This is a genomic window from Halomonas sediminis (assembly GCF_044871105.1).
GTDB lineage: Bacteria > Pseudomonadota > Gammaproteobacteria > Pseudomonadales > Halomonadaceae > Vreelandella > Vreelandella zhuhanensis.
Genome location: NZ_CP085246.1, coordinates 872,272 through 884,459 on the forward strand (window position 1 = coordinate 872,272; position 12,188 = coordinate 884,459).

Annotated in this window: 11 protein-coding genes; 6 read left to right on the top strand and 5 right to left on the bottom strand. The window is 58.3% G+C overall.

All coding sequences use genetic code 11. The features are described from left to right. Positions 1-63 precede the first annotated feature (63 nt). The 6 genes from sucC to rfbC all read left to right on the top strand — a co-directional run bounded on the left by sucC (position 64) and on the right by rfbC (position 6,272). Complete coding sequence (gene sucC / locus LG290_RS04195; protein ID WP_160419757.1) at positions 64-1,230, top strand: ADP-forming succinate--CoA ligase subunit beta; 1,167 nt, start codon at positions 64-66, stop codon at positions 1,228-1,230. Next, a complete protein-coding gene (gene sucD, locus LG290_RS04200; protein ID WP_160419756.1) occupies positions 1,230-2,102 on the top strand; it encodes a succinate--CoA ligase subunit alpha in 873 nt (290 codons plus the stop codon). Before sucC ends, sucD begins: the two co-directional genes overlap by 1 nt. Positions 2,103-2,471: 369 nt before the next feature. After that, positions 2,472-3,590 (top strand): NAD-dependent epimerase/dehydratase family protein, encoded by a 1,119-nt coding sequence (locus tag LG290_RS04205; protein ID WP_499836371.1) that lies wholly within the window; start codon positions 2,472-2,474, stop codon positions 3,588-3,590. Further along, a complete protein-coding gene (gene rfbF / locus LG290_RS04210) occupies positions 3,587-4,363 on the top strand; it encodes a glucose-1-phosphate cytidylyltransferase (protein WP_499836372.1) in 777 nt (258 codons plus the stop codon). The genes LG290_RS04205 and rfbF overlap by 4 nt, the downstream gene beginning before the upstream one ends. Before the next feature lie 7 nt (positions 4,364-4,370). Further along, positions 4,371-5,720, top strand: a complete 1,350-nt coding sequence (locus tag LG290_RS04215) for an NAD(P)H-dependent oxidoreductase (protein ID WP_499836373.1) — start codon at positions 4,371-4,373, stop codon at positions 5,718-5,720. 3 nt (positions 5,721-5,723) lie between these two features. Beyond that, positions 5,724-6,272, top strand: coding sequence for a dTDP-4-dehydrorhamnose 3,5-epimerase (rfbC, locus tag LG290_RS04220; RefSeq protein ID WP_499836374.1), 549 nt, complete (start codon positions 5,724-5,726; stop codon positions 6,270-6,272). Between the two features lie 98 nt (positions 6,273-6,370). Here the strand turns inward: rfbC and LG290_RS04225 are convergent, their stop codons facing one another. The 5 genes from LG290_RS04225 to LG290_RS04245 all read right to left on the bottom strand — a co-directional run bounded on the left by LG290_RS04225 (position 6,371) and on the right by LG290_RS04245 (position 12,167). Beyond that, on the bottom strand, positions 6,371-8,311 hold the full coding sequence (locus LG290_RS04225) for an exoribonuclease II (protein ID WP_499836375.1): 1,941 nt from the start codon (positions 8,309-8,311) through the stop codon (positions 6,371-6,373). Between the two features lie 186 nt (positions 8,312-8,497). After that, entirely contained in the window at positions 8,498-9,574 is a 1,077-nt protein-coding gene (locus tag LG290_RS04230) for a YcjF family protein (RefSeq protein WP_499836376.1), read from the bottom strand. Further along, the gene (locus LG290_RS04235; protein WP_499836377.1) at positions 9,571-10,971 is read right to left on the bottom strand and encodes a YcjX family GTP-binding protein; all 1,401 of its coding nucleotides are present in this window, start codon (positions 10,969-10,971) and stop codon (positions 9,571-9,573) included. Before LG290_RS04235 ends, LG290_RS04230 begins: the two co-directional genes overlap by 4 nt. Further along, on the bottom strand, positions 10,961-11,158 hold the full coding sequence (locus tag LG290_RS04240; protein ID WP_160419748.1) for a hypothetical protein: 198 nt from the start codon (positions 11,156-11,158) through the stop codon (positions 10,961-10,963). The genes LG290_RS04235 and LG290_RS04240 overlap by 11 nt, the downstream gene beginning before the upstream one ends. A 127-nt stretch (positions 11,159-11,285) precedes the next feature. Beyond that, a complete protein-coding gene (locus LG290_RS04245; protein WP_499836378.1) occupies positions 11,286-12,167 on the bottom strand; it encodes a D-hexose-6-phosphate mutarotase in 882 nt (293 codons plus the stop codon). Positions 12,168-12,188 lie beyond the last annotated feature (21 nt).

Below are 12,188 nucleotides of genomic sequence, written 5' to 3' on the forward strand. Positions count from 1 at the left end.
AGCCGCAAAGGCGCGGGCTTTCCGATCATCGTTCGAGTCACATGCAACCAATGGCATGAATCGATGAACCTTCACGAATATCAAGGCAAGCAACTGTTTGCCGATTATGGTCTGCCGGTATCCAAGGGCTTCGCCGTGGACACCCCCGAAGAAGCCTTCGAGGCTTGCAAGAAAATCGGCGGTGATAAATGGGTCGTCAAAGCCCAGGTTCACGCCGGTGGCCGCGGTAAGGCGGGTGGCGTCAAGCTGATCAAAAGCCCGGAAGAAGCCAAGGCTTTTGCCGAGCAATGGTTGGGCAAGAACCTGGTCACCTTCCAGACCGATGAACATGGCCAGCCGGTCGCCAAGATTCTGGTCGAAACCTGCACCGATATCGCCGATGAGTTGTATCTGGGTGCGGTAGTCGATCGCACCACACGTCGTGTGGTGTTCATGGCGTCCACCGAAGGTGGTGTGGAAATCGAAAAGGTCGCCGAAGAAACGCCTGAAAAGATTCTCAAGGCCGAGATCGACCCGCTGGTCGGTGCGCAGCCGTATCAGGCCCGTGAGCTGGCGTTCGCGCTGGGCCTCAAGGGTAACCAGGTCAAGCAGTTCACCAAGATCTTCCTGGGCCTTTCCAAGCTGTTCCACGACAAGGATCTGGCACTTCTCGAGATCAACCCTCTGGTTGTTACCGACGAAGGCAACTTGCATTGCCTGGATGCCAAGCTGGGCCTGGACAGCAACGCTCTGTATCGCCATCCGGACCTGCAGGCCATGCGCGACCCGTCTCAGGAAGACGAGCGTGAAGCCGAAGCGGCGGCATGGGAACTCAACTACGTCGCGCTGGAAGGCAATATCGGCTGCATGGTCAATGGCGCGGGTCTGGCCATGGGTACCATGGATATCGTCAACCTGAACGGCGGCAAGCCGGCCAACTTCCTTGACGTTGGCGGCGGTGCCACCAAGGAACGCGTCGCGGAAGCCTTCAAGCTGATTCTTTCCGACGATTCGGTCAAGGCCGTTCTGGTCAATATCTTCGGCGGTATCGTGCGCTGCGACATGATCGCCGAAGGCATTATCGGTGCCGTCGAGCAGGTCGGTGTCAACGTGCCGGTCGTGGTGCGTCTGGAAGGTAACAATGCCGAACTGGGTGCCGAAAAACTGGCCTCCAGTGGTCTGAACATCATCGCGGCTACCAGCCTGACTGACGCGGCACAGCAGGTCGTGAAAGCGGCGGAGGGCAAGTAATGAGCATCTTGATCGACAAGAACACCAAGGTCATCTGCCAAGGATTTACCGGTGGCCAGGGCACTTTCCACTCCGAGCAAGCGATTGCCTACGGTACGAAAATGGTCGGTGGGGTCACGCCGGGCAAAGGCGGCCAGGAGCATCTGGGCCTGCCGGTGTTCAACACCGTCAAGGAAGCGGTCGCAAAGACTGGTGCCGAGGCCAGCGTGATCTACGTGCCGGCTCCGTTCTGCAAGGACTCGATCTTGGAAGCCGCCAATGCCGGCATCAAGCTGATCGTGTGCATTACAGAAGGCATCGCCACACTCGACATGCTGGAAGCCAAGGTCAAGTGTGACGAGCTGGGCGTGCGCCTGATCGGTCCCAACTGTCCTGGCGTGATCACTCCCGGTGAATGCAAAATCGGCATCATGCCGGGGCATATCCACCAGCCGGGCCGTGTGGGCATCGTGTCGCGTTCGGGCACTCTGACCTACGAAGCGGTCAAGCAGACTACCGACCATGGCTTCGGCCAGTCCACCTGCGTGGGCATCGGTGGCGACCCGATTCCGGGCTCCAATTTCATCGATATTCTCGAGATGTTCGAGAAGGATCCGAAAACCGAAGCGATTGTCATGATCGGTGAAATCGGCGGTACCGCCGAAGAGGAAGCGGCAGCCTACATCAAGGCCAATGTTTCCAAGCCGGTGGTGTCTTACATCGCCGGTGTCACCGCACCTCCGGGTAAGCGTATGGGTCACGCCGGCGCTATCATTTCCGGTGGCAAGGGGACTGCCGATGAGAAGTTCGGCGCTCTGGAAGATGCCGGTGTGAAAACCGTGCGTTCGCTGGCGGAAATCGGTGATGCATTGAAGGAAGTGACTGGCTGGTAAAATCCTGGTCTTTACTTCAAGCATGAACAAGAAGGGGCACCTGAAAAGGTGCCCCTTCTGCTTTTTTGAATGAAAAAAATGGTACTACAAGCGGGGTGTTTGGGTCGGCCCTGTGCTTGACAGGAAATGCCGTGTCGCTTATTTTTACATTGTAATTTTAATGTCAATAATGTTACTTAACGTAATCTTTAGCCGTTTTTTATTGTCGCTTGCTTGGGTCGGCAATCCGGAATGGCTGAAATTTAATCTCTAATTCGAGAGAAAAGGAAACGGGAATCAGCTTTTTTATAGCGGTAAAAATAAATAAAGCAGCTTGAAGCTGGGCCATGGAAAGACTTGGCTAACTGATGACAATGCCGAGGTGATATTTTGAAAATCTTGATCGTGGGAAATATGGGTTACGTCGGCTCCGTCGTGGTACGTGAGTTAGCCGTACAACACCCATCCGCTATTCTTCATGGTTATGACAATGCCTATTTCGCGCATTGTTTGACGGGTACCGAGCTTCTTCCCGAGCGTTATCTTGACCAACAGTTTCTGGGAGACATTCGGGATATTTCGGCTGATTTTTTTGAAGGCTATACGGCCGTGATTCAACTGGCTGCGATTTCCAATGATCCCATGGGAGATCGTTTCGCTGCCGTCACGGCTGCGGTCAATCAGCAGGCTACGGTGGATATGGCTCAGGCAGCGGCCCAGGCGGGTGTCGAAAGCTTCGTCTTTGCCTCTAGTTGCAGCATCTATGGCGTCGCTCTGGGTGCTCCGCGTTGTGAAGCGGATCCCGTGGCTCCCGTTACCGCCTATGCCTGCTCGAAAATAGCGGCTGAAGAAGCCTTGGCGGGCATCGAGGGGGACATGGTGATTACCAGCTTGCGCTTTGCGACTGCCTGCGGGATGTCGGAACGTTTACGCCTGGATCTGGTGCTCAATGATTTCGTTGCCTGTGCCCTAAGCCAGCAACATATTACCGTGCTTAGCGATGGATCTCCCTGGCGGCCCTTGATTGATGTCTCCGACATGGCCAGAGCTATCGACTGGGCGGTACAGCGCAAGCCCGAAAACGGGGGACGCATACTCAATATCAATACCGGCTCTGACGAACGCAATCATCAAGTGCGGGACTTGGCGACTGCCGTTGCTCAGGCAATCCCCGGCACCACCCTGAGTATCAATACTCAAGCGCCGGCGGATAGCCGTTCCTATCAGGTGGATTTCAGCCTGTTCGCCAAGTTGGCACCCGGGCACCAACCGCAAATGACGCTTTTGCATTCGATCATGGGGGTAGTCAATGGGCTCAAGAGCATGAAATTCTCCGATGCCCAGTTCCGAACGTCACGCTATATGCGCCTGCATGCGCTACAGGCGCATATCAACGAAGGACGTCTATCCGAAAACTTGAGTTGGCAAATTCGTAATGCATTGACCCCCAGTGTTCTGCCTGCCTCTCCCCACGTTACCTTGGTGCCTGAAATGGAGGTTAGATCATGAAAGTCGCAATTTTTGCGGGGGGGTTTGGAACACGCTTGAGTGAAGAAACGGCGATTCGCCCCAAGCCGATGGTGGAAGTGGGAGGGCGGCCGATCCTTTGGCATATCATGAAAATGTATGCCCATCATGGCTTCAAGGAATTCGTCGTGTTGGGAGGCTATAAGGTGGAGTACATTCGCGACTATTTTCTCAACTATCGCGGCAATCGAACCGATTACACCATCGACCTGAAAACGGGCAGCATCGACTGGCTTCAGAGTGTGAACGATGACTGGAAAGTCACTGTGTTGGATACGGGTGCCGATGCCATGACCGGAGGACGGCTCAAGAAGGCCATGCCTTTCCTGGCGGACGAACCTTTCTGCTTGACCTATGGTGATGGGGTGAGTGACCTGAACATTACGGCATTGATCGATTCTCATCTGGCTTCGAAGAATTGGTGCACCCTGACGGCGGTAACGCAGCCCGGCCGCTACGGTGCGCTGCGCTTGAAGGAAGGTAACAGTCAGGTAGAAGGCTTTCGCGAAAAGGGAGAAATAGATGGAGGCTTGATCAATGGCGGCTTCTTCGTCTGCGAGCCGGAAGTGTTCGAGGCGATCAACGATAGCCAGACCGTGTGGGAAAACGAGCCCATGAACCGGATGATCGAGCTTGGCAAGTTGGGATATTTCCATCACAACGGTTACTGGCAAAGCATGGATACGCTGAGAGATAGAATGGTGCTTGAGACCGCCTGGGCGGAAGGTGCCCCCTGGAAGCTCTGGAAGGAATGAACCACCGATGATTATTGTTGATACAGCGCTTGCCGAACGAGAGGCACAAGGCAATCCTATTCGAGTGGGGATGGTCGGGGCGGGGTTTCAAGCCAGTGGTATCGGCCTGCAGATCATGACCGCGACACCTGGAATGCGGCTTTGCGCCATTGCCAACCGTCACTTGGATGCAGCGATCAAGGTCTTTCAGCAAACCGAGGTCGAGCCGGTCGCCTGTGACACCCAGCAGGAACTGGAAGCGGCGCTTGCGGCTGGGCGGCCGGCAGTCACCGAGGATGCTGTGGCACTGGCTCGTGCTGAGGGGTTGGATGCGATCATCGAGGTAACCGGTTCGTTGGAGTTCGCGGCGCATGCCATATTGGCAGCTCTGGAAAGCGGTAAAGACGTCATTCAGATGAATGCGGAACTCGACGGCACGATTGGTCCCATCCTGAAAGTAAAAGCCGATGCGGCGGGGGTCGTCTACAGCTTTGCCGATGGCGATCAGCCCGGCGTACAGATGAACCTCTATCGGTTCGTCGCCGGCCTGGGGGTGAAACCTGTGCTGTGTGGCAACATCAAGGGTCTGCATGACCCTTATCGCAACCCGGCTACCCAGGAAGGCTTTGCCAAGCGCTGGGGGCAAAAGCCGGCGATGGTAGCGTCTTTTGCCGATGGCACCAAAATTTCGTTCGAACAGGCGATCGTCGCCAACGGCACCGGCATGCAAGTGGCACAGCGTGGCATGCTCGGCCCCGATTTTTCCGGCGGGGTGCCTGGTGGTGGTCCCCTGGTACCCATCGAGCAGACAGTATCGGCCTTCGAACCCTACCTGGACCCGACGGGACCGGGGCTGGTTGACTACGTTGTCGGGGCGCGGCCGGGGCCAGGTGTGTTCGTGCTGGGCACCATCGACAATCCCCGCCAGCGCCATTATCTCGAACTCTACAAGATGGGGGAGGGGCCGTATTACTGCTTCACGACGCCCTATCATCTGTGCCATTTCGAAGTGCCCACATCCGTTGCCCGAGCGGTATTGTTCCGTGATCCGGTATTGTCTCCCCTGGATGGCCCCAAGGTGGGTGTGATCGCCATGGCCAAAAAAACCTTGCATGAGGGCGAGACAATCGAGGAGCTTGGCGGCTTCGAAGTCTATGGAGTGGCTGAAAACATCGAGGTAATCCGGCGGGAACGGCTGTTGCCTGTCGGGTTGGCGCTGGGTTGTCAAGTGGTAGGGCATGTGGAAAAGGACGCGGCGCTGACCCTTGATGATGTGCGTATACCGCCAGGGCGCTTGATCGACCGCCTGTATGCCGAGCAGGAAGCCATGTTTGCCTTGGCACCCCTGCCTGGTAACGCCGCCACTTCCATGGAGTAAGTCATGCTTTTTCATCAAACGAACCTCAAGGATGCCAGACTGATAGAGCTTGAACCGCGTGGGGATGAACGGGGTTTTTTTGCCCGCACCATGTGTCGTGCGGAGTTCGAGCGCCATGGCCTGCTAGGTGATTTTGTGCAGCAGAACACCTCCTTTTCCGCCCAGCGCGGTACCTTAAGGGGGCTGCATTACCAGCGACGCCCGCATGCCGAAGCCAAATTGATACGCTGTATCCGGGGAGCGATTGTCGATGTCATCGTGGATATTCGTGAAGACTCGGAAACCTACCTGCACCATCAGCTGTTCGAGCTGACCGAGGCTAACCGGCACCAGCTTTATGTGCCGCAAGGCTTTGCGCATTCCTTTCAGACGTTGACCGACGATGTTGAAGTCAGTTATCTGGTCTCGGCGGCCTATCATCCCGAGGCCGAAAGCGGCTTGCGCTATAACGATGAACGTCTCGCGATCGAATGGCCCCTTCCGCCCACGGTGGTGTCCGACAAGGACGCTGGTTGGCCATTGATCAGTGAGCGAAGCGACACGCTTTTCTAGCCATCAGCGAATCTAGCCATTGACCAAATCGCACCAAAAAAGGGGCAGCGTGATCGCTGCCCCTTTTGGGTGGTGCTTGCTACGTGCTTACTTAGGGATCAATCGGCGGGACGCGCCACCAGCGAGCGGGTTTCCTCACGCGCTTCGGTGAGAGCCACGCGCAGACTATCGCCTAGCTTGTAGCGTTCTTCGCCTTCGATCTGGATGCGTCCTTCCTTATCGTCGATCACCACCTTGCTGCGGTCGCTGTGCATCAGAGGCGCCGGGACGAAAGCCGTGGCGCCATTGGCCACCAGGCGCACGCGCATGCCGCCACGATTGACTGCCATGATCTCGGCATCGAAGGTTTCCTGATTTTCCGCCGACGAAGTCAGGTAACGCACATACAGCCAATCCTTGACGTCGCGCTCGGCCATGCGGTTCAAGCGACGACGTTCAGTGAGCTGATCGGTGAGCTGCTGGCTGGCTTCCGCCGGTGCCTGCTCGCCCTTGAGCACACGTTTGATCAAGCGGTGATTGACCATGTCGCCGTATTTACGAATCGGCGATGTCCAAGTGGCGTAGGCGGGCAGGCCCAGGCCGAAGTGCGGGCCAGGCAGGGCCGACATGCTGGTGAAGCCCTGGAAACGCCGTAGACGGACATCCAACCAGGCGTCTTCACGACTTTCCAGAGCGCGCTTGAGTTCACGGTAACGTGGCAGTTCGGTGAGCATTTCGCGCTCGACTTCGATCTCCTGCGTGGCGAGGAACTCCTGAGCGGCCTCGGCCTTTTCCGGCTCGAAAGCACGGTGCACGTTGAAGATACCATGGCCAACATGAGTGGCCAGCAGATCGGCGCAACAAGCGTTAGCGGCAATCATCGACTCTTCGATCATGCGATTGGCGATGCGCCGGTCTTCAGTGCGAATGCCCAATACATTGCCGGCAGCATCCAGGTCGAAGACGTAATCCGGCGTGTCCTTGAACACCAGCGCATGTTTGGCACGCCAGGCACTGCGAGCTTCGGTAAGGTCACGTAGTGCCTTGAGCTGCTCGCCAATCTCGTCAGACGGCGCCCAGTCGCCTTTTCCTTCCAGCCAGTCGGATACCTTTTCATAGGCCAGCTTGGCATGCGATTTGGCGTTGGCAGCGAAGAATCGATATTCGCCCAGGCTGCCGTCTGCACCGATCTCCAGCGCACAGGCGAGCACCGGACGCTCCTTGCCTTCCCATAGCGAACAAAGGTCGTCGGCGAGCTGCTCGGGCAGCATGGTAACGTTCTGGCCCGGCAGATAGACGGTAAAGGCGCGTGTGCGGGCTTCGAGGTCGGCCGCATGGCCTTCTTCGATGTAGGCGGTGGGGTCGGCGATCGCCACACTTAAGCGCCAGCCACCGTTCTTGTGGGTCTCGATGCGCAGGGCATCGTCCATGTCACGAGTCTTTTCGCTGTCGATAGTGAAAAAAGGCTCGGCGGTCAGGTCTTCGCGAGTCAGGCCTTCGTCCTGCAGCGGCCATTCATCCGCGGCCGGAGGGCAATCCTGTTCCAAGGCATGGCGGGCCAGAGTGACACGCCATGGCACGGCGGGATTGCTGCTTTTAGCCACTAACTCGTCGATCTGAGCGAAAAAGGCGCGGTCATCCGGCTTGAGCGGATGACGCACCAGGCGCGCCACTACCCAGTCACCTTCTTCAATGCTGGCTTCATCCAAGTCGCGTTTGATACGCGCCTTGAGCACATTCTTGATCAAAGGGTGATCCGGCACCACAGCAAGCTGACCTTCACGCTTTTGCACGCGGCCGACGAACCGGTCGAGCCCGGCCTCGAGCAGCGTTTCCGGGTCGACGGATGTCTTGTCGCCTTCTTCATGAATCACGGCTTCGACACGGTCGCCATGCAACACTTTTTTCATGGCGGGCGGCGGCACGAAATAAGACGTGCCATCCTCGGTTTCAAGGAAACCGAAGGCCTTGGCCGTGGCCTTGATCACGCCTTCGACGCGCGGCGTGGTTTTACGAATCTGCTGTTTGAGCTGAGCGAGTACGGAGTTATTCTGCAACATTGGGCACGATCAATTGGCGAGATAAGGGTGCCACTATACGGATGGTTTCGCGCGGGGCCAAACTCTGCAACCGAAAAGGCGTTTCGGGCACATGAATTCAATTGGTTACAGCCACATAAACCCAGGGCGCCGAGCAGTTTGGTGCAGTAAACCCTTTAGCTTCCGAAAAGATCGGCACGAATGTGCTTATGACGACTCTTGGGAACGCTCTTGGGAAGGCGGGGTTTCCAAGCGTTTCAGTTGATGCCAAAGGTCCCGGCGTAAATCGGCTAGTTTGGGTCGGCTCTCACTGTCGAAAGGCAAGGGGCGGCACAGCCGTTGGGCTCGAAGCCCCAGGCGGGCGCTAAGCAGCCCGGAAGCCAGCCCTTGGCCGGCACGCGAGGAAAGACGTCCGGCGAGATCGAGCGACAGCATGTCCATGCCGGCGTCGGTTACCAATTCGCTGGCACCGGCAAAGGCCATGTTGTGGAGCACGTTCTTGAACAGGCGCAAGCGGCTGGCATAGCCCAGTTCCAGGCCATACAGCCGGCACAGCTGATCCACCATGGCCAGGTTGCGCCACGCCACCAATCCCATGTCGACCAGGGTCAGAGGGCTGATGGCCACCATGACGGCGGTTTCCCCGGACATCCGTGAGATCAAACGTTGGGCTTGTCGGTCGCGTGGCGCCAGAAGGTGGTGAGCCAGTAGTATCTGGATATCGGCACCGTCATGATGCGGCTGGCACGCCTGGCTGAACGCCTGCCAGTGCGGGTCGTCGCTAGATAGCTTGAACTGACGGCGCAACTGTTCGGCCATGGCGTGGGCTTGAGCGGGGGACGTCTCGGGGAGTCGGGTCAACTGACGGCGCAAGCGTTCGTGGCGTCGCAAACGCTTCAAGCGAAACAGCTCGCGTCCAAGGGAGAGCCCGCCCAAGCCGATCAGGATGATGCCGAACGCCTGCCAGGCCAGGGTCAGCCAGTCGGCACGGCCTAGGGCATCAAGCATGCCGCTGGCAAGTTCTGCGCTGCCTAGTCCCAGTCCGCCGACCAAGGCAGTCAAAAGCCCCCAGCGACGTTTTCGCGGCGCTCCCAGGCTGGCGGCGGGAAGGGCCTGTTCCTCAGCGCCAGGGTCTTCTTGCCACTGGCGGTGAGCCACCTCCTGACCGAACTGCTGGTGGCCGCGTAACCCGGATGTCGTGTCGGTCGGTGGGGCTTTCGCCGGGTCATCATCCAGCGCGAAGTGCCTGCGCGGCTTGGGGTGGTCGGGTGAAGGCTGGGTCATGTGAGCTTGTCTCCGATCAGCCAGTCGATGGCGCTGTCCATACGAATGTGCGCCAGGACATCGGTGGTTCGCGGCATGGGGCGAAACGCCGGAAAATTGAAACCCTGCTGGTCCCAGAAGGTGGCATCGGGCAATTTTGCGGGAACGTCGCCGGGGTAGACCAATACCTCTTCGCCCTCGAGGGTGGTGCCGCGCAATGCCGCCGATTGTTGGCCCTGCTGGGTTATTTCACGGGCCTGGGTGGCGCGAATGGCCGCCAGCGAAAATGCCTTGACCGGCACATCGGCAAAGCGTAGATCCTGCAACGGTTCCGCCAGCAAGGCTTCGAGCAGATGAATGAGATTGGGATGCTGGTCAGGGGTAACATGATCGGCTTTGGTGGCGGCGATGGCCAGGCGGTCAATCTTCGGCGCAAACAGCCGCGTCAGCAGGCTGCGTTTGCCGTAATCGAAACTCTGCATCAAATGGTTCAGGGCACGCGATAAATCATCGAAACGTTCTGGCCCGGCGTTCAAGGCGCCGAGTACATCGACCAGCACGATCTGACGATCGAAGCGACGAAAATGGTCCCGGTAAAAAGGGCGAACCACATGCTGTTGATAGTAGCGAAAACGCTGGGCCAGGGTCGCGTAAAGGCTTTCCGCGGGTAGGGCGTCAAGCTCGGCACGCTGGGCATCGATCAGCCCCGGCAGCGGAAAGAACTGGAGCGCAGGCGCCCCTTCAAGCTCGCCGGGCAACAGGAAACGTCCTGGCTGCAAATCCGAAAATCCGGCTTTTTTGGCGCGGCGCAGCCCCTGGGCGTAGCGTTCGGCCAGTTCAGCTAACAGTGCTTCATCGGCCTCGGCGGCAGGGTCGAGAGCGGCGACCCCTTCTTGCCAATCGGTAAACAGGGCTTGCCGCTGTGGGCCGTGGGCTCGGGTCTGGGCCTGGCTCCAGCTAAAAAAATCGTGTTGGAGAAGCGGTAAATCAAGCAACCATTCGCCAGGGTAGTCGAACAGATCGAGCGTCAGGCTGGTGGTCTGCGGAGTCAACCAGCCACTGCGCGCCGGGCGATAACGCAGTTGCAAGCGCAACTCGCTGATACCCCGGGTGGGGTCGGGCCAGCGCGGAGGGGTGGCATTGAGTGCCGCCATGGCCTGGTCATAGGGAAAGCGGGGGACGCCGAGGTCTTGCTGATTGAGGCGTTGGGCACCCAATAGGCGACCTTCCCGGGCAGCGGGCAGCATGTCCAGGCGCGCTTCAAGCCCGGCATGGCGCAGCTGGTTGACCAGCGAGGTGAGAAACGCCGTCTTTCCCGCCCGGGAAAGCCCGGTTACCGCCAGGCGCAGCTGCCGGTCTCGGCCGCGAGCGAGAAGATCGGTCAGCTCACGGCTGATTTTTCCGCGCTCACTGGCCATAACGCATGGCGCTGATGTATTGATAGAGCATCGGTGTGGCGGCGATCAAGAAGCCGATCAATGCAATGACGTAGCCCGGCCAGCGGCGCGTCATGCGTTGCGCTAGCGTCAGACCGCCGATACATACCACCAGACCTACCAGGTTGAATGCCGGCGTGGCTGCTTCAAGCCAGTATTGTGGAAACATAACACTTCCTTAGAGGACATTGGCGCAGAAGATGCCCTTGGAGAAGGGCATCACTGGAGCAGGGTAGCCATTGGATCAGCACAATATCATACCGACTGGGCCGGTTCAGGCCTCAGCCACATTCACGTTAGCCTAGACTTAACGTTGTACCCAATAGATGCTGGGCATCAGGCACCAGCCAGACAGGATCGAGACGTGTATTGGCGGCCTCTACGCACAAGAAATGACGGCCAGCGTCTGCGGGAATATCGGCGGGCCGATTGTCCGCCGGGTGCCAGACCACCGTGGAGTCGCTGGACTGCTTGCCGATTCGCAGGCTGCGTTGACCATCGTTCAACAGCAAGGCTTGGTTGCTGTGGTAAATGCGGTCGATAGCGCCACGAATGGCCAGCGTTCCTTGTTGCTCGCTTTCCGAGAAATCCTTGAGCTTGTCCAGATAACGCGCACCGGCGAGGCCTTCCAGGCGGCATTGGTGGACGTCGCTCACCGACAGATAGCTGTGCAGGGCGCCACTCACCTTGAGCGGTTCATGCCCGATATTCTCGCTGATCAACTCAACATGCAGGCGCTGGGCATTGGCCTGGATGACCACTCGCGCTGTGAGCTGAGAATGTAGGCGTAGCGTGGGGGAAAGGTGAGCTTCGATGCCTTCTTCGTGCTCGTCGACCGCTTCCAGTCGCCAGAGAGCGTTGCGGGCCAGGCCATGAAAGGGACCGCTGCGATCGGGTGTTTCATCGGCATAGCGTTCGTCACCAAACCACGGCCAACACAGCGGAATTCCTCCTCTTATGCTGCCGGGGCAAGCGTTGGGGGTCGGGGTCAGCCATAACCAGCCGCTGTCTTCTCCACCCGAGCCGCGAGGCAGGAAATGTAATACCTGGGCACCTTGCAGGGAGATTGCCAGTTCGCCCCAGATGGTATTAAAGAGCACCACCTCGCGGCCTTCCCAGTGCGTGGAGCGTTGTCCTTGGGTGGCGTTCAGCAAGTTCTTGAGCGAGGCGGGGATCATGAAAGCTCCTTTGAGTGAGGG